The following is a 20,884-nucleotide window of genomic DNA, read 5'->3' on the forward strand; positions in this document are numbered from 1 at the left end:
ACGCTTGTGCCCATGGTTACATTAGATACACTGGATGCTTAATCCGGTTTTTTGGGGGCAAATGACGCAATGAAATTCCTCAGGCTGAAACTTCTCGCGCTGTGTGTGGTGCTGCAGATTCTGCCTGCTCAGGCCGCGCCAACGCTGGACGAAGCGCGCAAATTATACAGTGATGCCCTGAGCTATATAAGCCGGGGGCAGATCGGCGCGGCAGAAAGACTGGCCCCCCAACTCCAGGGCTACCCCCTGTACCCGTACCTGGAGCTGGAACTGGTAAAAGCCCAGATTGGCAACCTTTCCCGGCAAACCATCGACACCTATCTGCAAGAATACGGCAACACCATAGTTGGTCAGCGGATGCGGATTGCCTGGGTCAATCAGATGATGCGCAGCCGCAATTGGGAAGGCTTCCTGCGTTATTACCAGGGGCATGGCGGAGAAGATATGCAGTGCGTTGCCATCCGCGCGCTGCGAGAAACCGGGCAAACCGACGCCGCGCTGAAAAAAGCCAGTGAACTGTGGAAAACCGGTCATTCCCTGCCAGACATCTGCGATCCAACACTGAATTTCTGGACCGCCAGCCTGTCGGCCAGCGAGAAGCGCGAGCAATACTGGCTTCGTGCGCAGCTGGCCCTGGAAGAAAAACAATACTCCCTGGCCCAGTACCTGTTGCGCCGGATATCGGCTGACACGCTTCACATCCAACTTATTCAAAACCCGGAACTGCTCTATCGGCGGGCGGATCAACTGCCCGTTTCAGAGGAAAGCCGAATCATTGCCACCCACAGCCTGCTGCGCCTGGCGCGCTCTAACTTTGAGCGCGCCAATGGGCTCTGGCACCAACTCGATCGACGCCTGCATTTCAATAAGGCCCAGAATTATGTGCTCCGCGACGCTCTGGCCCGCCAGATTATCGCCAGCGATGTGGATTACGCCGACGACTGGGTAAAAGCCAACGATCCCAACTTTGAAGACCCTTACCTCACCGAGTGGCGCATTCGCCTGGCGCTGAAGAGTGGCCAATGGGCAGAGGTCCAACGCCTGATCGGGTTCTTGCCTGACGAACTCAAGGACAAAGCTGACTGGCAATACTGGTGGGCCAGGGCCGATATTGCCCGCCAGGGCGAAATAAGCGTTGCCACCCAGCTTATCCTGCAAAAGCTGGCCTCCGAGCGGGGTTACTACAGCTTTATGGCGGCCGATTTACTCAACGAGGCCTATCAACTGGCCGAGAAAACCACCCTGCGCCAAGAACTCATCAGCGAAGTGCAGCAGCGCGGCGCCATTCAACGGGCCAAGGAATTGCATTGGCAGGGGCAGACCTATACCGCGCGGCTGGAATGGGCCCAAGCCATGACCACCCTGAACCGCGAAGAGCAGGTTGCTGCAGCCCACCTGGCGATGAGCTGGGGTTGGAATCACCAGGCCATTATGACCGCCATTCGCGCCAATGAGTGGGACGACATGCAATTGCGCTTCCCCACCCCATTTGCGGAGGAATTTACCAAGGCGGCAAAAACCCAGGGTATCGAGCTAAAGTGGATCTACGCTATCGCCCGGCAGGAGAGTGCGTTTTCTGAGGAAGCGCGCTCCCCGGTTGGCGCGCAGGGTTTGATGCAACTGATGCCGGGCACCGCCCGACTGGTAGCCAAGCAGATGGGCCGCCGGGTCAGCAGCAGCGACCTCTATCAAGCAGACCAAAACATTGCCCTTGGCAGCTTTTACCTCGCCCAATTGCTCGATCAGTTTGGCGGCAACCGCATCCTGGCGACGGCAGCCTACAACGCGGGGCCAACCCGAATCGAGCGGGTACTGCGCCGCCAAGACAGCGACCTGCCCGCCGACATCTGGATTGAAAACCTGCCCTACGGCGAAACCCGAGAGTACGTTAAAAACGTGCTGGCTTTCAGCATTATCTACGGGAAAAAGCTGAACACAGAACGGCCTCTGCTGGCTAACCACGAACGCAGCATTGGTCAGGATAACCTGCGAACGGCGTCGAAGAATTGAGCCTCGCTACGAGGCTCAAGCGTTAGGCGGTAGTGCAGGCTAGTCCAACACCTTGACCTCGGCCCCCTCCGCTAATCTGCCATACTGCCGGTGAATGGCGTTTTGGCCAAAATAAATCTGCCCATCCGCTCCCCGGCAATGGGCGCGCAGTAGCTCGAGCACCGCGGGCTGCTGCTCGGCCGTACCGGGATCGAGACTGGGAATCACACAGCGGGCACAGGGCTTCACCAGATCCAGCTCTACCTCACCAATGCGCAGGCGCCGCCAATGGTTCTCAGCAAAGGGCTCGGCACCGTCTACCACAATATTCGGCCGAAAACGCTGGGGCTCCAGAAGCCGCCCCCCGGCGCGACTCAGATAATCAATGCTGGCCTGGTTGCACACCAACAGCGGGAAGCCGTCGGCAAATCCCACCTCATCACCCGCCTTGGCAAAGTTAACATCCACCTGCCGACGAAAAGTCGGCGGCAAAAAGCACAAACGCAGGGGCTTCCCCAGCAGGCCCGACAGCCAGACAGCCGCCTCGTCGCCCGCGTCGACTGCCTCACATTGGTCGCGCCAGACCGTCACCTCTACGGCGCGACCTTGAGGCGCTTGGGGCAAGCGCAATTCAGCCTGGGAATGGTCCAGGTGACGTAGACTCAGGTCATCGCCATCGTATACTGCCTGAATTCGCGTCATCGCCGGCACCTGCCGCTGGGTAACGAAGCGCCCCCGAGCATCGACCACCATCCACGCCCGATCACCGGCGAGCCCGCGCCCGTCCAGCGGCAAGGCCGGGTGGCGATCACCGGCCAGGGATTTCACTGGAAAGCGCCACAGCTGGCTCACCTGGATCGTCATGCGGCTGACTCGGCAAAGGCAATGGCCGCCTCCCCGTCAAAGGGCCAGCACAGGGCAGCCCCACTTGCCGGGTCCAGCAGAACCGGAATTTGCTCCCCCCATTGACTAATCAGCACGTCGTCATCGGCAATATCAATGACCTCGACCTCCCAGGCATAACCCTGCGCCAGACAGTGGGAAAGCACGCCCTCGGCCAGTTCGCACAAATGGCAGGCAGAGGTCCCCAATAGTTGTAACTCTTTCACGCGATATCCCCGAAATAAAAACACCGGCATCAGGGGCAACCTGATGCCGGTGTCATTTTACCTCGATTACTCTCTCAGCAGAGGGCACGGGCAGAGGATCGGGCGAACCCGCCCAAGGCCCTGCGTATGATCAGAGGTCGTAACCCACTTCGTTGTGACCCACCAAGTCCAAACCTTCACTCTCTTCGTCTGGGCTAACCCGCAGGCCGATCAACACATCGATAACCTTGAATAGCACGTAGGTTACTACCGCGGTGTAGGCAAAGGTTGCGGCAATGCCGATCAACTGCACCTTGAGCTGGGCTGCAATACTTACGCCCTCTGCCAAGCCCTGGCCGGAAAATACGCCCAGATCTGCACTGGCGAAAATGCCCGCCAGAAAGGTGCCCAGAATACCGCCCACGCCGTGTACCGGGAAAACATCCAGGGAGTCATCGATTTTCCACACCGTTTTCATGGCCAGTGTGCAGTAGAAACACACGATGCCGGCTGCCAAACCAATGGCAATCGCGCCGCCTGGGCCCACATAGCCTGACGCCGGGGTGATGGTACCCAAACCCGCCACCATACCGGTAACCGCACCCAGAGCGCTGGGTTTGCCGAATTTAAGCCATTCAATCGCCGACCAGGTCAGACAGCCTGTCGCGGCGGACAGGTGTGTCACCAGCATTGCCATGCCGGCATCGCCGTTGGCGGCCAGCGCACTGCCGGCGTTAAAGCCAAACCAACCCACCCACAACATACCCGCGCCGGTGAAGGTCATGGTGAGGTTGTGCGGTGGCAAGGCCATTTGACCAAAGCCCTGACGTTTCCCCAACACGACGGCGGCCACCAGCGCCGCCACACCGGCGGTGATGTGCACCACCGTACCACCAGCGAAGTCCAGCAAGCCCATTTGACCGAGCCAACCGCCGCCCCAAACCCAATGGGTAACGGGCGCATAAACCACCAGCAGCCATGCGGCAGAGAACAACATGACCGCAGAAAAGCGAATCCGCTCCGCAAAGCCGCCGACCACCAGCGCGGGTGTAATGATGGCGAAGGTCATCTGAAACATCACAAACACCGTCTCGGGAATATCGCCACTCAAGCTGTCCTCGGCGACACCATAGAGAAAGGCTTTGCTGAAAGAGCCCATAAAGCCGTTGCCATCGGCGAAGGCAATGCTGTAGCCAACGATCACCCACAACAGTGAAGCCACGCAGGTGATGCTAAAGCACTGCATCAACACACTCAGTACGTTCTTGCTGCGCACCAGGCCACCGTAAAACAGCGCCAGGCCAGGCAAGGTCATGAACAGCACCAGCGCGGTAGACGTCAGAATCCACGCGGTATTGGCGGGGTTTAACTCCTGGGCAAGGGCCCATTGCGGGGCAAACATCATCCCCAAAAGGCTAATGACGTAAGCCATCGGCTTCATCCAGCGTATTTTTTTCACGTAAAGTCTCCACAAATATCGACGATTGCACCGAAAGCGATCACAAACCCCAGAAAGGCACCACAATAATGCAGCATTCGCTTTCGCATCATTGCCTCTGCCCTTCCCCCTTTGTGGGGCTTATCTGCTGACAGGCCATACAGTTATGCAATTTTCCCCGACGGAACCACGCTCCGATTCCCATTGAGTCGATGACCAGCAATGGGGCAGCAGGAAAGATCGCACCACAACAATGCAATATGCATGCCCATTCTTGGTTCGCCCGCACCAGAATTTACCATTGAGCCATCAAGGTCCGCCTGCCTGGCACCAATGAGGATTCATATTCAGCGAGGGGGTATACTGCGCCCGGCGCGCCATACAGACCGGGAACCCCTATGTCCGACTCCGAAAATTACCGTCAACGCAAAGCATTCTTCGCCCAGATGCTGACCATCTACGGCCGCAAACCCGTCATCGAGGCACTCACCGACGCCACCCTGCAGGTCTACAAAGTGCATCTGGCAAACAGTAATCGAGAGGACGGCGCAATACGCCAGATTCGAGAGCTCGCCGACGCGAAGGGGGTTGCGATAGAAATGCACGATCGCCAGGCACTGTCGCGCATTTCCAAGAATGGCAAACAGGACCAGGGGGTCGCGGCCGACCTGCAGCTGCGCGGGCTGCGCGATGCGGGTGACCTCACCGCCGACATAAATACCGATAAACCCCAGCAATATATCGCACTGGATAGAATCACCAACCCGCAGAACCTGGGCATGATTATTCGATCGGTGGCGGCTAGCGGCATTGGCGGTATCATTCTGCCCCGCAAGGGCTGCGCTGCCCTGTCGCCGCTCGTTATTAAGAGCAGCGCCGGAACCCTGTTTCGGGCGCCCATTTACCTGTGTGACGATCTGTCCCGTTGTCTGCAAGACCTCAGCAGTCAGGGAGCGCGCCTGTGCGCTCTGTCGTCCCATGCCAGCCAGTCACTGTTGGAAGACAGCTACCAGGGCACCAGCATCTATGTGCTTGGCAATGAAACCGATGGGGTCAGTGCAGAAGTGAGCCGGCTGTGCCAGCAGAAGTTGTGCATTCCAATGCACAATGGCGTGGAGTCACTGAATGTGGCGGTGACCGCCGCCTTGATTGCCTTCTATGCGGCGGGCGCCAGCCGCTAGCGCCGCCGGTGAAAGCCGATTATTTGGCGAGGTAGGCCATAGCGGCCTCAAGGCCGGCCAGGGTCATCGGATACATATGGCCGTCCATCAGTTCCTCGACCATGCGAATGCTGTGGGTCCAGCGCCATTCTTCCGGGGGGGTTGGATTGATCCAGACCACCTTGTTATAGGTTTCTTGCATCCGCTGCATCCAAACCGCGCCCGCCTCTTCATTCCAGTGTTCGACGCTACCGCCGGGTTGGGCTATCTCATAGGGAGACATGGCGGCATCGCCAACAAAGATAACTTTGTAATCGGCGCTGTATTTGTGCATCACGTCCAGCAGCGAAATCCGCTCGGTATGACGGCGAATATTGTTATCCCAGACCGACTCGTAAACGAAGTTATGGAAGTAAAAATACTCCATGTGTTTAAACTCGCTGCGAGCCGCCGAGAACAGCTCCTCGCACACCCGAATGAAGGGGTCCATTGAGCCCCCCACATCAAAAAACAGCAGCACCTTCACCGCATTATGACGCTCGGGCACCATCTTCAAATCCAGTAGGCCGGCATTTTTTGCCGTGGACGAAATGGTATCGTCGATATCCAGTTCTTCAGTTGCGCCAGTGCGCGCAAATTTGCGCAGTCGCCGCAGCGCCACTTTAATATTGCGGGTACCTAATTCGACACTGTCGTCCAGATTTTTGAAATCCCGCTTTTCCCAGACCTTAATCGCCTTTTTGTTGCGGCTCTCGCCACCAATGCGAATGCCCTCCGGGTTGTAGCCGCTGTGACCATAGGGCGAGGTGCCGCCAGTGCCAATCCACTTGCTACCACCGGCGTGGCGGCCCTTCTGTTCTTCCAGACGCTTTTTGAATTCCTCGATCAGTTTGTCCAGGCCGCCCAAGGATTTAATCTGGGCTTTCTCTTCTTCGCTCAACTGTTTGATAAATTCCCGGCGCAGCCAGTCGTCGGGAATCATTGCCTGAATAATATCGTCGAGGTCAGAAAGCTCATTGAAATAGCGAGCAAAGGCCAGGTCAAAGCGGTCGTAATACTTCTCATCTTTAACCATGCACAAACGGGTGAGCTGGTAAAACTCATCCACGTCCATAAATGCCAGTCGCTGTTGCAGGCCCTCAATCACATCGAGCAGCTCCCGGATACTCACCGGGACGCCGCTGTTTTTCAGGCCGAGGAAAAACTGAACCAACATAGCGTTAAACCCGGCTTTCCCGACGATGCATAAAGGCAAGGCGCTCGAGCAAATGGACGTCCTGCTCATTCTTGAGTAGCGCGCCGTACAGCGGCGGAATCGCCTTGCTGCCATCCCGGTTCTTCAGAATCTCCTCGGGGATATCGTCGGCCATCAGCAATTTTAGCCAATCAATCAACTCGGATGTAGACGGTTTCTTCTTCAGGCCGGGAATCTCACGGACTTCAAAGAACACCTCCAGCGCCTCCTGAACCAGCTTCTTGGCAATGCCGGGATAGTGCACTTCCACAATCTGCTCCATGGTCGCGCGATCCGGGAATTTGATGAAATGGAAAAAGCAGCGGCGCAGAAAGGCATCTGGCAATTCTTTCTCGTTGTTACTGGTGATAATAATGATGGGCCGGTGCTTGGCGCGGATGGTCTCACCAGTTTCGTAACAGAAGAACTCCATCCGATCGAGCTCCACCAGCAGGTCGTTGGGGAACTCAATATCGGCCTTGTCGATTTCGTCGATCAGCAATACGACCTGCTCATCGGCGTCGAAAGCTTCCCACAGCTTGCCGCGCTTGATGTAGTTAGCGATGTCGTGAACCTTGTCATCACCCAACTGGGAATCACGCAGGCGAGAGACCGCGTCATATTCATACAAACCCTGCTGGGCCTTGGTGGTTGATTTGATATGCCACTGTATGAGACGTTTTCCCATCGCCTGAGCTACCTGCTCGGCCAGCAGGGTTTTGCCCGTGCCCGGCTCCCCTTTGATTAACAAGGGCCGCTGCAGGGTGACCGCTGCATTGACCGCCATACTCAGGTCATCAGTGGATACATACGAGTCGGTTCCGGTAAATTTCATGCACTTTTCCTAGATAATACCGCCCTAATTGACTGGGCCTGGCCAAAAGACAAAACGCGTAGCCTAGCAGCCCTGCCAAATAAGGCAATGACCGCAGCGAGCCGCTATATTACCTTCCAGCACCCACAAGTTAAATCGCTTGCCCGCCGGGCGGCGACCTGAAGAAAAGGAGTTTTACCATGACGTCGCCCTATGACGACCTCAGCCTCAGCATTGGCCATACCCCGCTGATCCGGGTCAAACGCATCAGCCAACACAACATCCTGGTGAAGATGGAAAGCCGTAACCCGGCGAACAGCGTGAAATGTCGGATTGGTGCCAACATGATTTGGCAGGCCGAAAAAGATGGTGTACTCAAGCCCGGCATGGAAATCGTCGAGCCGACCAGCGGCAATACCGGCATCGCCCTAGCCTTTGTGGCTGCCGCCCGGGGTTACCCCATTACCCTGACCATGCCCAACACCATGAGCATAGAGCGCCGCAAAGTCTTGTTGGCCTTAGGCGCAAAGTTGGTACTGAGCGATGGCAGCAAAGGCATGAAGGCCGCCATTGCCGCCGCCGAATCCATCGTGGCGCAGGACCCCGACAAATATTTTATGCCCCAACAATTTAAGAATCCCGCCAACCCTGCGATCCACGAGCAGACCACCGGCCCGGAAATCTGGCGGGATACCGACGGCCAGATCGACATTCTGATCAGTGGTGTCGGCACCGGTGGCACGATCTCTGGCATCTCCCGCTACATCAAACAGCGGTGCGGCAAGGCGATTCAATCGGTGGCGATCGAACCCGAGTCATCCACTATCATTCGCGCGGCACTGAGCGGGGAAGAGCCCACCCACGCGCCCCATAAGATTCAGGGCATCGGCGCGGGCTTTCTGCCCGATACCCTGGACCTGAGCATGGTCGACAGCTGTGAAGCGGTAAGTAACGAAGAGGCGATGCAGTGGGCCCATCGTCTGATGAAGGAAGAAGGGATTCTCGCGGGCATTTCCAGTGGTGCGGCCATGGCGGTTGCCGAACGGGTCGCCTCCCGGCCAGAAAACGCCGGCAAAACCACCGTGGTCATTTTGCCCGACTCCGCTGAGCGCTACCTCAGCTCCGCCCTCTTCGAAGGCGCCTTCACCGAAATCCAGTGAAAGTAAAAAAACAGGGGCCATCGGCCCCTTGTCTGTTCTTTTCGTTTTGGCCAATCGCGACCGGCGTCAATCCCGGCTTTCCAGTTCAGCACCAAAACTTGGCTCTTTACGCGCCGAATCGGTTTTCGGCGCCTGACGCGGTTTCCCGGCGGGCTGGCGGACTGCCGGTTCGGCCGCATCGCCAGCCGCTTCGCGCTTGCTTCCGCCCAACCAGAGCACGAGGCTGATTGCGACCACCAGCGCGACAATCTGGCCAATGGCCAGGGTCAGCAGTACCGGCATGGCGACTTCAATACTTTCCGTCATCAACCCCAGCACACCCGCAACATTACCCGGCACCCATAACTCTGGCGCAGAGGGGTGGCGAACCGGCGTGAATAGAAACGCAATTCCCGCCAAGGATAGCCAGTAGCGCAAAAAGGTATTGGGCAGGCGCCGAACCACAAAAATCCACAAGGCAATAGCGAGCGCGCCGCAGCCCAGATAGGCCTGCCAGGCCAGTTGGTAGTCCCCTTGGTCAATCATGTTCAATCAATCCAGTGAATAATATGTTCTTGAAGCGAATCTACATCCCGCTCCGACAGACAGCGGCCACGAATGGAAATACCGGCCCGGTGCACACTCTCGGGGTCGCCTGATACCAACGGATGCCAGTCAGCCAGGCCCTGTCCAGCGGCCAGTCGCCGGTAGGCGCAGCTGCTCGGCAACCATTCCAGGCTTTGCCGATCTTCCGCCGCCAGGCTAATGCAGTCGCTAACGATGGCCGCACGGTTGAGGTAGTCCCCGCAGCGACAAGCCGCCGGATCCAACAAATGACAGGCGACGTTGGTGTAGTACAGGTCGCCTGTGTCTTCATCTTCCAGCTTATGCAGACAGCAACGAGCGCAGCCGTCGCACAGCGCCTCCCACTCCTGAGCATTGAGCTCGTCGAGGGATTTGTGTTGCCAGAACTGGGGTGCCAACGCAGACATTAGGGCTACACTTCCACCTCGGTCCCCGGCACCGGCGGCAACTGCAGATAGAAGCCCTGCTCGGCAATTTCACTTAACACTTTCTCTGCGTTTGCCCGCGCCAATGATCGCTCAGGATGCAGCAGCAATGTCATGGAAAATTCGGCTTCGCCAAAACGCTGCAGCAGCGCCTCTGGCACCCGACTCAGGGCCTCCTGCTTGTCGACGAACAGGTACATGCCGGGGTGACGGCGGCTGCGATAAATGGCGCAAATTCGCTTCATCAGGCCCCCTGCACTTTCAGAAATCGGCCGAGCCCGTCACCCAACACGGTTTTACGCCAGCCCGGCAAATTGTCGGGCCAGCGACCATCACGCACTAGGCTTTCCATCTCTTTCTTCTTCAACACCAACTCCGGTGGGAGCGATAATTTTTCAGATTCAACCTGAACAAATTCCCGCAAACTTTTGAATTTTCTCAAATCATCCCCGGAAGGCGGTGCGGGAATCGGGAGAGGATACTCGCTCTCTGCTGCTGTCATTGCCGAGGAAACAATATCCAAAATCCCCTCGCCATGGCGCCGCACCAGCTTCGGGCTGACTTCCTTTATGCCGGCCAGTTGGTTCACGTTGCCGGGGCTTTTCAAGGCAATGTCGAAGCAAGCCTGATCTTTGAGTACCCGGCCTCTGGGCACATCCTGCTCCTGCGCTTGCTGCTCCCGCCACTCGCACAGTCGCTGCAGTAGCAGCAGATGCTTGCCACGCAGCTTCCAGCCGCCTTTGACGCGAAGGTAATAGCCTTCGTTTCCGGCCGGTGATGCGGCACTGGTCATCATTTGCTCGCACTCGTCCCACCACCATTGCAGCCTTCCCTGACGCTCCAGACTTCCCCTCAGCGCCTGATACACGCCCTGAAGGTGATCAACATCGAGGGCCGCGTACAGACACTGGCGATCGCTCAGCGGTCGCTGAAGCCAATCGGAACGGGTTTCGCCTTTTTCAACATGAACACCAGAAACCGCCTCCACCAGGCGCTGATAGCTCATTCCCCCGCCCAGCCCGGCCAGAGCTGCACCGATTTGGGTATCAAGCAGTGGCCGGGGCAAACAACCGAGCAAACGCTGGAAGACCTCCAAATCCTCGCTGCAGGAGTGGATCACTTTAACCAGACTCTCATCAGCAAACAGCGCGACTAATGGCGCCCAGTCGTCGATCTCCAGTGGATCAATCAAATAGGAACGCCCACCCACCCCGACCTGCACCAGTCCGGCAATGGGATAAAACGTATCGGTCCGAATAAACTCGGTATCGAGCGCCACAAAGTCGGCCGAAGCAGCCCGCTCGCACAGCGTCGACAAGCCCGCGTTACTGTCTATATAACTAAAATCAGTCAATGGGACGCCGCCCTTTCATTGCGTGAGCCAGCGTACCACTGTCCACATATTCCAATTCGCCACCCAGGGGCACACCGTGGGCGATTCGACTCACCGAGACACCCAACTGGCGCATTTGCTGGGTGATGTAATACGCCGTCGCCTCTCCCTCTACGGTAGGATTAGTCGCGAGGATAAGTTCGGAAACCCCCTCACGGGCGCGCTCAACCAACAGATCAATACCGATGTCTGCCGGACCAATACCGTCAATGGGTGACAGATGCCCCATCAACACAAAGTACGTACCGCGATACTCGCCGCCCCCTTCAAAGGCTGCTACATCTGCCGGTGACTCCACCACACAGATTAACGATGCATCCCGCTTGGGATCGGCGCAGACGCGGCACAGCGCATCTTCGGTCAGGGTCCGGCAGCGCTGGCAGTGGCCCACCTTCGCGACCGCTTCTTGCAGTGCTTCAGCCAGGCGCAGCCCCCCGGGGCGATTGCGCTCAAGTAGCTGAAAGCTCATACGCTGGGCGGTTTTCTGACCGACACCGGGCAAGCAGCGCAGGGCATCGATCAACTCATCAATCAGGGGGCTATAACTCATTCTCAGAAAGGCATCTTAAATCCGGGAGGCATGGGCATCCCCGAAAACATATCGCGCATATTTTCCTGATTGGCCGCTTCCACTTTGCGCACCGCATCATTCACCGCGGCGGCAAGCAGGTCTTCAAGCATTTCCTTGTCTTCGTCCATCAGGCTCGCATCAATCTGCACCCGGCGCACATCGTGTCGACCGGTCATGGTCACCTTGACCAGGCCTGCGCCCGCTTCGCCACAGACTTCTGCCTGGGCGGCTTCCTGCTGGGCTTTTTTCATCTGCTCCTGCATTTCAGCCGCTTTCTTCATTAAATCATTGAGGTCTTTCATTGGCCTCCTTTCTCCTGTGTTGGCGGCAGTTCCACCGACCCTTCCTCGAAGGCGCCGTCGAACTCCGACATCATCTGCTGAACCAGGGGGTCTGCCAACAGCGCCTGTTGCGCATGCGCCACGCGCTCTTGTAACAAGCGGTGTCGGTAGCTGGCGGGGGTTTCTTCCACCACCTGCCCTAATTCAATGGTAACCCGTATCGGCCGTTCAAAATACGCCGTCAAACACTCAGCAAAACGCTCGATATGACGCGGATTCAACAGCGCGGCGTTTTGTTGATCGATGCAAAACGCAATACTATCCGAGGCCTTGCTGACGATCTGACAATGGGAAGCAATGCTGCCGAGCATCCCCGGCAGCGCAAAACTGCCGAATTGCTCCCGCCACGTCACCGTATTCAGGGCTTCCCAGGACACCTGCCCGCCAGCAGCCGGGAAAGCCGCCACCTCTGGGGGCGGCTCAGCCGGGGTCGTATCCAGTGGCGCCGACGCCTGCTGGGCCGCAACCAGCGCTTCGGCTTCGAGCGCCGCATAATTGGCGTAGTCCGAGGACGCGTCGTCATCCTCCTCACGATCATCGTCCTCCCAAGGCGGAAGCTCGGACCGGACGGGATCCGGCGCTGCGCGGGCTGGCGAGTGGTCTTGGCTGGAATCCGCTGGCGGCTTCACCGTATTCACTGGCGCGCTCGCCGCCCTGGTATTCTCAGAAGCGGCATCGGCGGCCACCGTGGGAGCGGCCTGCGACGTCGGTTCAACGCGCTGGGGCTGGGGCTCCGGCGCCGCCGCTGGAGGCTCAGCTATCGGCTTTTTTTCGGGCTCGGCAGCCCCCTGCCCTGCTGTACTGGCAACCTCGGCCATTCCCTTTTCGATGGCGGCTGGCGCCGCCGCATCACCGGGCAGCGCCCGCTGAGGAGGCTCGGCAACGCCAGCTGGGACGAACGCCAGCAGACGCAGCAGCAACATTTCCAACGCCGCCCTGGGGTCTGGGGACAGACCGAAGTCGCGGCGCCCGACCAGCGTCATCTGGTAGAAGAACTGGACGTCTTCGGCGGGCATTTGTTGTCCCAGGTCCAGTAACTGCTGCCGGTCACCGAGGCTATTGTCAATAGCAGCGGGCACCGCCTGGGCCAGGGCCAGGCGATGCAGCACGCTGAGCATTTCATCGACCACACCGGCCGGATCGACGCCGAGCTCCAGGGTTTCGTTGACGACCGCCATCAATCCGGGCCCATCTCGCTGCTGAAGAGCTTCGATCAAGCGAAACACCGCATTGTGATCGATGGTGCCGAGCATTTGCCGAATATCCCGCTCCTGCAGCTTACCCGAGCCAAACGCAATTCCCTGGTCGGTCAAGCTCAAAGCGTCGCGCATACTGCCATCGGCAGCACGGCCAAGCAGCCACAACGCGGGCTCTTCATACTGGATCATCTCTTTGTCGAGCACCATTTTGAGGTACTCGACCACCTTCTCCGGGCTGAGATTCTTTAGGGAGAACTGCAGACAGCGAGACAGGATCGTCGCCGGAATTTTCTGGGGATCTGTCGTCGCCAGCAGAAACTTCACGTGGGGCGGCGGCTCCTCAAGGGTTTTGAGTAGCGCATTAAAGCTGCTGCCGCTGAGCATGTGGACTTCGTCGATCAGGTAGACCTTGTAGCGCCCCTGAGTCGGTGCGTACTGGACGTTATCCAACAACTCACGCGTATCTTCGACTTTGGTCCGCGATGCGGCGTCCACTTCGATCAGATCGACAAAGCGGTTTTCGGTAATGGCAACACAGGCCTGACACTGCCCGCAGGGTTCTGAGCTGATGCCTGTCTCGCAATTGAGACATTTGGCCAGAATCCTGGCAATGGTGGTTTTGCCGACACCCCGGGTGCCGGTAAACAAGTAAGCGTGGTGGAGACGATCGTGGTCCAGTGCGTTAATCAGTGCCTTGAGGACGTGGTTTTGACCAGCCATCTCTCGAAAGCTTTTCGGGCGCCACTTGCGCGCCAATACCTGATAACTCATTAATGATTTCCTGGACCTTCAAGTCGTTGGGAGTCGTCGGCAACCAGGTGGAGCCGCCCCTGCCCTGACCGCTATCGACGCCCGCAAGAATACACCAGCGGTGCCGGCACATAAACAAATCAACAACATCGGAGGGAAACTGCAGGGAGAGTGGGTGGCAGTCCAACCAGCCACACCCCGGCACACGAGTCGATAACTACCGTTGCTCCCTTCCGGGCCTGGCGGGGTTTGCTATCTATCATTGCGAGGGGACCGGAAGGACCACCATAGAGCACGTTTTTGAGCTGGGCCCTGCAACGCGGGCGCTATTGTGGTGTAAAGGCCGCCGACATGCAAGTCGTCATCACGGCCTTGCCGCACACTGTTAAGGGGCAACCCGTCCCGGCGGAAATCCAGCCAGAATCGCCGACACCGTTTCCACCACATACAGGCGCCGTTCTTCCGGCGTGCTCAGTCTTGGCAAGCTGCGCTTGGCAATCCCGCGCCAGATCAATGAGCGGCTCTGGGGGTCAACGATATCAATAATCAGACGGTTCTCGGTGTAGTTTCGCACCCAGGTGTCATCATGGAAAAAGTACGGATCGCCGTAGAAGCCGTAACCCGGCCGGTGGAAGCAGTGGTAACACGGGTAATAACCAAAGCGGCTATGCCAGCCGCCGTGATTATCCACCGTAATTTTGTCTTCCAGCCCATTATGATAAGTAATCAGCATGGACGCTTTATCCGGGTCCGTCACCTGGGTAAAGCCCCGGGCCCGCATCTGGGCATCAACCGCATCGACAATTCGCTGGTGGACCAGGTCATTGTCGGCCTCTGGATCGACGGGCTTTTCAGGCTTGTCGCCTTCAACCTCCGGCAACCAGGCATAGCTACTCAAGCTCGAAAAATCGACGCTCGGGGCATAATCGGTGCTCACCGGAACCCCTCCACAAGCCGTTAACATTGCTGCAACGACCAACCCAATCAAGACTTTCATCGCTCTGCCTCCAGGTTGCCGCCAGAGGGCGGCAACACACCTCAATTCTTCAATACCACCCAAAGGGCGGCCTGCCCGCGAACCACCCGCAGCAGAATTCGATCGCCACTGTTGGCGGCGATCTTAGTAAATTCTTTTACGTTGCGGACTCGCTGGCGGTTTACCGACACAATCAGGTCGCCGGGGCGCAGGCCGGAACTGGCCGCTGCGGACTCGGGATCGATCTTGGCAATCACCACCGCCTTGCCATCCTCGGAATCCTGCAGGGTAGCCCCGCGGAGCGATTCACTGGCAATATCGCTGTCTTTAGCCACCTTCACTGATGCCGGCTCGGCCAGAGTAGCCTTGAAGGTCTTCTCTTTGCCATCCCGCAGCACGGTAATTTTGAGTTTGTCACCCACTCGGCGTACACCGACGGCGTTGCGCAACTGGGCCGAACTCAAGACCTGTTTGCCATCCACAGCGATCACCACGTCGCCGGCTTCCAAGCCAGCCTTCTCTGCCGCCGAATCCTCCTGGACTTCGGCCACTACAGCACCGCGCTGGTAGCGATCAATATCAAAGGCCTCGGCCAGTTCCGGTGTTAAATCCTGAATCACCACACCGAGTTGGCCACGGCGTACCTCACCGTGCTCCAGAATCTGACTGATACTGGCCATCGCCATATTAATCGGGATGGCAAAGCCGATCCCCACATTGCCGCCCGAAGGCGCCAGGATCGCCGTATTAATGCCAATCAGCTCACCCCGAAGGTTAACCAAGGCGCCGCCCGAGTTGCCCGGATTAATCGAGGCATCGGTCTGAATAAAGCTTTCGTAACCCTCAATGCCCAGACCAGTCCGGCCCAGAGCGCTGACGATTCCCGTCGTGACCGTCTGACCGAGGCCGAAGGGGTTACCGATGGCGGCAACGAAATCGCCCACTTGCAAGGCGTCTGAGTCAGCCAGCTTTACTGCAGTTAAGTTGTCACCCTTGATTTTCAGGACGGCTATATCCATTTCAGAATCGGAGCCGACAAGTTCAGCGGTATAGCTGCGCCCGTCCTCCATCGCCACAGTGATTTCGTCAGCGCCGTCAATCACATGGTGGTTGGTCAATACCGTACCGGCCTTGGCATCAATAATGACGCCGGAACCCGCACTCTGAGTGCGCCGCTGCTGGGGTTGCATCTGTTGCTCCGGCACATTAAAGAAACGCCGGAAAAAGGGATCGTTGAGCAAGGGATTTTGCTGCACTTTTCGGGTGGTAAACGTCGAGATATTTACCACCGCGGGATTCACCTGTTTCAGCATTGGCGCCAAGCTGGGCAAAGGCTCCCCCTGGGAATCCACCGAGGGGAACAACGCCATCGCGCTGTGACTTCCCAACACACCGACCAGTAAAAACAACGACAGCACGAAATGGGCTGGCCACTTTCCAAATGCAGTTAATCGGTAAGGCATCGGACAACAATCTCCAGGTTCACTACGACAGCCTGTTAGAGCGACCGCACTAGCAAAAATTCCGGCGGCAAACGGATTTCTTTTTAGACCAGCTTCTCCCGCATAGCACGCTCAACTTCGTCTCTGATCACCGATTTAAAGGCAGACATCATTAAGCCCAGCTTAATATCGACACGGACTTCCTGCTCATCAAATTCGAGGGTGCCATTCACCCCCGCCCGGGTCAGCTCCACCTGGCGCTCACCACTCCAGCGGGATTTGAGCTGATAACGCTCATCCAGTTTTTTGGCGAGGCTATCAACCAGCTCCCGCACTTCTGTCACTGATTTGTTATGGGATTGGGTAACAGAAATTGTTGACACGAGTGACGCTCCATCCAGCTGAGAAATCGACACCCATTTAAGCGCGTCCCGTCGAGGAGGTCCACCGTGGGTTGTTGTGAAAAGACCGGAAAACGCCGCGCCGCAATGATGGGATTCATAGGCAAAGCTGCCCTCCCTATGCCGATGGCTGGAACGAAAAAAGGCCACCTGAAACAGGTGGCCTTTTTATCAAAAACTTTGGTGGAGCTAGGCGGGATCGAACCGCCGACCTCTTGCATGCCATGCAAGCGCTCTCCCAGCTGAGCTATAGCCCCAAAGCAGAGGCTGCGCATATTAATGTTCGTCCCCAGCCTTGTCAACAAATCTTAAATAAAAAATCGACTGACTTGGGAACAGCGCAAAACACCTTTAATTAGCAGCGTTTTGCAGCGCGTCCTGATAACGCTTTTCCAGTTTCTTTGCCCGCTTTTTCCCCAGACCGCCCAGAACCTCAACCGCGTGGCGCAGCCGCGCGCGACTCATATCCGGGCCGAGTACCTCCATGGAATCGACCACCGAAATCGAGGCGGTTGTTCCGGCAATGGCAATAAACAACGGCGGCATGAAGTCTTTCATTTTGATGCCAAGTCCGTCGGCCAATTGTTTAATCACTGCAAACAGCGTGTCCCGCTGCCAGTCGGCCTCGGCCTCCAGGCGCCAGGCGGCACACTGCAGCACCGCAACCAGCTCTTCTTCGTCCAAGGCGCACTGACTAAAGCTCTCGGGGGTAAGCGGCAGCATACCCGACAGGAAGAAACCGGCCAGCGGCGCCAAATCGCTAAACACTTCAATGCGATTTTGCGCGTGGGGCAAAATTTTCATCAGCGTTTCCTGATTCAGCGCCCACTGCACCAAGCGCTCAGCCAACTGTTGCTGGCTCAACTCTTCGCGCAACCACAGACCGTTCAGCCAACGCAGTTTCTCGACATCAAAAATCGGGCCGCCCAGACTCACGCGATTCAAATCAAAGTTTTCAAGCATGGTGTGCAGACTGAACTTTTCACTTTCGTCAGGCATCGACCAACCCATACGCCCGAGATAGTTCAGCAGCGCCTCAGGCATAAAACCCATGCGCTGGTAATAAAGAATACTGGTCGGATTTTTGCGTTTGCTGAGCTTGCTCTTGTCCGGGTTACGGAGCAGCGGCAGGTGACAGAGTTGGGGCATTTCCCAACCAAAGTACTCGTAGAGCAATTTGTGCTTGGGCGCCGAGTTAATCCACTCCTCACCCCGCAGCACGTGGGTAATGCCCATGAGGTGATCATCGACCACGTTAGCCAGGTGATAGGTTGGCAAACCATCCGACTTGAGCAGAATTTGAGCATCGACCTGAGACCACTCAAGCTCGATCTTGCCACGCAGCATGTCGTCAATCTCGCAGCGGCCGTCCTCTTCCGGCACGACCATACGAATCACGTAGGGCGCGCCAGCGGCTTCCCGCGCAGCCACTTCATCGTCGGCAAGCTTAAGATCACTGGCTTTGAGAGCGGTGTGCTGGCCCGCTTCCCGGCGGGCTTCACGCAGCGCATCAAGCTCCTCTGCCGTGCGATAACAGCGGAACGCCTTGCCCTGGTCAATCAGCTGCTGACAATGCTGCTGGTATATTTCACTGCGTTCGCTTTGCCGGTACGGCCCACAAGGACCCCCGACATCCGGCCCTTCATCCCACTCCAGACCAAGCCAGCGAAGGGAATCGAGGATCGCCTTTTCAGAGGCCATTGTGCTGCGCTGCTGATCGGTATCCTCAATACGCAGCAGAAACTCACCGCCCTGACTTTTGGCAAAGCAGTAGTTAAACAATGCAATATAAGCGGTTCCTACGTGGGGATCGCCAGTGGGCGATGGCGCGATGCGGGTGCGGACGGTCATGGAGAGTTTGCCACCATTTCAATAGAATACGGGTTTGGGTCGGTCTTGCGCCGACAGTGCTTTACCGCGCGTATTATACGTAGCCCGATGGCAGAATCATCTACTCATGCAGAATTCCAACCTCCTCTCAACCGCCACCCTGGACCGACGTTTCTGCGTTGCACCGATGCTGGACTGGTCGGATCGTCACTGTCGCAGTTTCTGGCGTCAGCTTAGCCGGCGGGCCGTGCTGTATACTGAGATGATCACCACCGGCGCCCTGCTTCACGGCGATGCCGAACGCCACCTGCGCTACAGTGACATCGAACACCCCCTCGCGCTCCAGCTCGGAGGCAGTGATCCGGCTGCGTTAGCAAGCTCGGCGAAGCTGGCAGAGCGATGGGGCTATGATGAGGTCAATCTGAATTGCGGCTGCCCCTCAGACCGGGTACAGAACGGCGCGTTTGGTGCCTGCCTGATGGCCCGCCCGGCGCTGGTGGCCGACTGCGTAAAGGCCATGCGCGACGCCTGCAGCATTGCGGTTACCGTCAAACACCGCATTGGCATTGATGACCAGGAAGGCTACGAGCCCATGCGCGATTTCGTCGGTGCCTTAGCCGATGCCGGTTGCGAAACGGTAATTGTTCATGCCCGCAAGGCATGGCTCCAGGGCTTGAGCCCGAAGGAAAACCGAGAAATTCCACCGCTCAATTATGACTTTGTCTACCAGTTGAAACGGGACTTCCCCGCGCTGGAGGTCATCATCAACGGCGGCATAGAGACCCTGGAGCAGGCCGCCTCGCATTTGTCACATGTGGATGGCATCATGATGGGCCGCAGCGCATACCAGAACCCGTTCCTGCTCGCCGAGGTCGATTCGCGTTTTTACCAGCAATCTGGCGCCAGTCCGACCCGGCTGCAGGTGCTGGACGGCGTGCTCGATTATATTGACAGGGAATTATCTGCGGGCGGTGTGCGTCTCAACCATATTACCCGGCACATCCTTGGCCTCTTCAACGGCCAACCCGGCGCCAAGCAGTTTCGCCGCCATCTGAGCCAACATGCGCACCTGCCAGGGGCGAACGCAGATGTACTTCGGGAGGCTATGGCCCTGGTGGCAGCGGCCAATGCACCCCGACACGATGACAGGATACTTGTGAATGACCAATAAACTGACGCAGTTAAAGGCCATGACCGACGTGGTGGCCGACACCGGTGACATCGAAGCAATTCGTCGCTTCCAGCCCCAGGATGCCACCACCAACCCCTCACTGCTTTTAAAGGCGGCGGCACTTCCCCAGTACCAGGCGATGATCAGCGAAGTCGTTGCCGGCCTCGGCAGCAACCGAGAACCAGCCTCACTCAAAGAAGCGGTGATGCAAATTGCCGTGCGTATCGGCCGGGAAATCTGCCAGATCGTGCCAGGCAAGGTCTCCACTGAAGTCGATGCCCGCTTGTCATTTAACACCGCCGCCACCGTGGATGAAGCGCGCAAGCTGGTGGAACTGTACCGGCAGCAAGGTGTGAACAAATCTCGCCTGTTCATCAAAATCGCCTCCACTTGGGAGGGAATTCGGGCTGCCGAGATCCTCGAAAAAGAAGGCATTGAGTGCAATCTGACACTGCTCTTCAGCCTGACCCAGGCAGCAGCCTGCGCCGAGGCAGGTGCCACCCTGATCTCCCCCTTTGTCGGCCGAATTCTCGACTGGCACGTGGCCCGGGGCAACTCTCCCGCCAATGCCGAGGAGGACCCCGGCGTGATCTCGGTCAGCAGCATTTACAGCTACTACAAGCAACATGGTTACGCTACCGTGGTCATGGGTGCCAGCTTCCGCAACATTGGCGAAATCGAGGCCCTGGCTGGCTGCGACCGGTTGACCATCAGCCCCGCCCTGCTCGAAGAGCTTGAAACCGCTGAAGGAACTCTCCCCCGTAAATTGTCGTCCGACGCGGAGTTTCCGGCGGTGCCGAAGCTGGCCCTGAGCGAATCCAGCTTCCGCTGGGCAATGAACGAAGACGCAATGGCCACCGAAAAACTCGCCGAAGGCGTTCGCGCCTTTGCCGCGGACCAAATCAAGCTGGAGAGCCTGCTCAGGGAATGGAAGTAAC

Annotated in this window: 21 protein-coding genes, 1 tRNA gene and 1 other RNA gene; 5 read left to right on the forward strand and 18 right to left on the reverse strand. The window is 57.7% G+C overall.

What is annotated here, in order from left to right; genetic code table 11:
* Positions 1-69 precede the first annotated feature (69 nt).
* Positions 70-2,010: a transglycosylase SLT domain-containing protein gene (locus tag NCG89_RS01870; RefSeq protein WP_251088077.1), complete on the forward strand. Its 1,941-nt coding sequence runs from the start codon at positions 70-72 to the stop codon at positions 2,008-2,010.
* Between the two features lie 39 nt (positions 2,011-2,049).
* Here NCG89_RS01870 and NCG89_RS01875 read toward each other — a convergent pair whose 3' ends face one another.
* The 3 genes from NCG89_RS01875 to NCG89_RS01885 all read right to left on the reverse strand — a co-directional run bounded on the left by NCG89_RS01875 (position 2,050) and on the right by NCG89_RS01885 (position 4,518).
* On the reverse strand, positions 2,050-2,853 hold the full coding sequence (locus tag NCG89_RS01875) for an MOSC domain-containing protein (protein ID WP_251088078.1): 804 nt from the start codon (positions 2,851-2,853) through the stop codon (positions 2,050-2,052).
* Positions 2,850-3,098 carry a glutaredoxin family protein gene (locus NCG89_RS01880; protein WP_251088079.1) on the reverse strand — a complete coding sequence of 83 codons (249 nt, stop codon included), beginning with the start codon at positions 3,096-3,098 and terminating at the stop codon, positions 2,850-2,852. The genes NCG89_RS01875 and NCG89_RS01880 overlap by 4 nt, the downstream gene beginning before the upstream one ends.
* A gap of 130 nt (positions 3,099-3,228) precedes the next feature.
* On the reverse strand, positions 3,229-4,518 hold the full coding sequence (locus NCG89_RS01885; RefSeq protein WP_432757896.1) for an ammonium transporter: 1,290 nt from the start codon (positions 4,516-4,518) through the stop codon (positions 3,229-3,231).
* 395 nt (positions 4,519-4,913) lie between these two features.
* On the opposite strand from NCG89_RS01885, the gene NCG89_RS01890 reads away from it, so the two are divergent.
* Positions 4,914-5,696: a TrmH family RNA methyltransferase gene (locus tag NCG89_RS01890; protein WP_251088080.1), complete on the forward strand. Its 783-nt coding sequence runs from the start codon at positions 4,914-4,916 to the stop codon at positions 5,694-5,696.
* A gap of 19 nt (positions 5,697-5,715) precedes the next feature.
* Here NCG89_RS01890 and NCG89_RS01895 read toward each other — a convergent pair whose 3' ends face one another.
* Positions 5,716-6,891: a vWA domain-containing protein gene (locus NCG89_RS01895; RefSeq protein WP_251088081.1), complete on the reverse strand. Its 1,176-nt coding sequence runs from the start codon at positions 6,889-6,891 to the stop codon at positions 5,716-5,718.
* A 4-nt stretch (positions 6,892-6,895) separates the two neighbouring features.
* Entirely contained in the window at positions 6,896-7,744 is an 849-nt protein-coding gene (locus NCG89_RS01900) for an AAA family ATPase (RefSeq protein ID WP_251088082.1), read from the reverse strand.
* Between the two features lie 179 nt (positions 7,745-7,923).
* On the opposite strand from NCG89_RS01900, the gene cysK reads away from it, so the two are divergent.
* Positions 7,924-8,883, forward strand: coding sequence for a cysteine synthase A (gene cysK / locus NCG89_RS01905; protein WP_251088083.1), 960 nt, complete (start codon positions 7,924-7,926; stop codon positions 8,881-8,883).
* Between the two features lie 66 nt (positions 8,884-8,949).
* Here cysK and NCG89_RS01910 read toward each other — a convergent pair whose 3' ends face one another.
* From NCG89_RS01910 to gltX, 13 genes are all read right to left on the reverse strand, one after another.
* Positions 8,950-9,408: a hypothetical protein gene (locus NCG89_RS01910; protein WP_251088084.1), complete on the reverse strand. Its 459-nt coding sequence runs from the start codon at positions 9,406-9,408 to the stop codon at positions 8,950-8,952.
* Positions 9,409-9,410: 2 nt separating this feature from the next.
* Positions 9,411-9,854, reverse strand: a complete 444-nt coding sequence (locus tag NCG89_RS01915; protein WP_251088085.1) for a YcgN family cysteine cluster protein — start codon at positions 9,852-9,854, stop codon at positions 9,411-9,413.
* Positions 9,855-9,859: 5 nt separating this feature from the next.
* Entirely contained in the window at positions 9,860-10,117 is a 258-nt protein-coding gene (locus tag NCG89_RS01920; protein WP_251088086.1) for a YcgL domain-containing protein, read from the reverse strand.
* On the reverse strand, positions 10,117-11,226 hold the full coding sequence (rnd, locus tag NCG89_RS01925; protein WP_251088087.1) for a ribonuclease D: 1,110 nt from the start codon (positions 11,224-11,226) through the stop codon (positions 10,117-10,119). Before rnd ends, NCG89_RS01920 begins: the two co-directional genes overlap by 1 nt.
* Positions 11,219-11,815: a recombination mediator RecR gene (gene recR / locus NCG89_RS01930; protein WP_251088088.1), complete on the reverse strand. Its 597-nt coding sequence runs from the start codon at positions 11,813-11,815 to the stop codon at positions 11,219-11,221. The genes rnd and recR overlap by 8 nt, the downstream gene beginning before the upstream one ends.
* A gap of 2 nt (positions 11,816-11,817) precedes the next feature.
* Positions 11,818-12,138: a YbaB/EbfC family nucleoid-associated protein gene (locus tag NCG89_RS01935; protein ID WP_251088089.1), complete on the reverse strand. Its 321-nt coding sequence runs from the start codon at positions 12,136-12,138 to the stop codon at positions 11,818-11,820.
* A complete protein-coding gene (dnaX, locus tag NCG89_RS01940) occupies positions 12,135-14,147 on the reverse strand; it encodes a DNA polymerase III subunit gamma/tau (protein WP_251088090.1) in 2,013 nt (670 codons plus the stop codon). The genes NCG89_RS01935 and dnaX overlap by 4 nt, the downstream gene beginning before the upstream one ends.
* 161 nt (positions 14,148-14,308) lie before the next feature.
* Positions 14,309-14,405, reverse strand: an RNA gene (gene ffs / locus NCG89_RS01945) — signal recognition particle sRNA small type.
* Between the two features lie 106 nt (positions 14,406-14,511).
* Complete coding sequence (locus NCG89_RS01950) at positions 14,512-15,123, reverse strand: DUF4136 domain-containing protein (RefSeq protein ID WP_251088091.1); 612 nt, start codon at positions 15,121-15,123, stop codon at positions 14,512-14,514.
* A 41-nt stretch (positions 15,124-15,164) separates the two neighbouring features.
* A complete protein-coding gene (locus tag NCG89_RS01955; RefSeq protein ID WP_251088092.1) occupies positions 15,165-16,565 on the reverse strand; it encodes a DegQ family serine endoprotease in 1,401 nt (466 codons plus the stop codon).
* An 83-nt stretch (positions 16,566-16,648) separates the two neighbouring features.
* Entirely contained in the window at positions 16,649-16,927 is a 279-nt protein-coding gene (locus tag NCG89_RS01960) for a polyhydroxyalkanoic acid system family protein (protein ID WP_251088093.1), read from the reverse strand.
* Between the two features lie 199 nt (positions 16,928-17,126).
* A tRNA-Ala gene (locus NCG89_RS01965) sits at positions 17,127-17,202 on the reverse strand.
* 94 nt (positions 17,203-17,296) lie between these two features.
* On the reverse strand, positions 17,297-18,796 hold the full coding sequence (gene gltX / locus NCG89_RS01970; protein WP_251088094.1) for a glutamate--tRNA ligase: 1,500 nt from the start codon (positions 18,794-18,796) through the stop codon (positions 17,297-17,299).
* A 106-nt stretch (positions 18,797-18,902) separates the two neighbouring features.
* Here gltX and dusA point away from each other — a divergent pair, with 106 nt between their 5' ends.
* Positions 18,903-19,946: a tRNA dihydrouridine(20/20a) synthase DusA gene (gene dusA, locus NCG89_RS01975; protein ID WP_251088095.1), complete on the forward strand. Its 1,044-nt coding sequence runs from the start codon at positions 18,903-18,905 to the stop codon at positions 19,944-19,946.
* Positions 19,936-20,883 (forward strand): transaldolase, encoded by a 948-nt coding sequence (gene tal, locus NCG89_RS01980; protein ID WP_251088096.1) that lies wholly within the window; start codon positions 19,936-19,938, stop codon positions 20,881-20,883. Before dusA ends, tal begins: the two co-directional genes overlap by 11 nt.
* Position 20,884: the final 1 nt, after the last annotated feature.

The sequence above is a fragment of the Spongiibacter taiwanensis genome, assembly GCF_023702635.1.
GTDB lineage: Bacteria > Pseudomonadota > Gammaproteobacteria > Pseudomonadales > Spongiibacteraceae > Spongiibacter > Spongiibacter taiwanensis.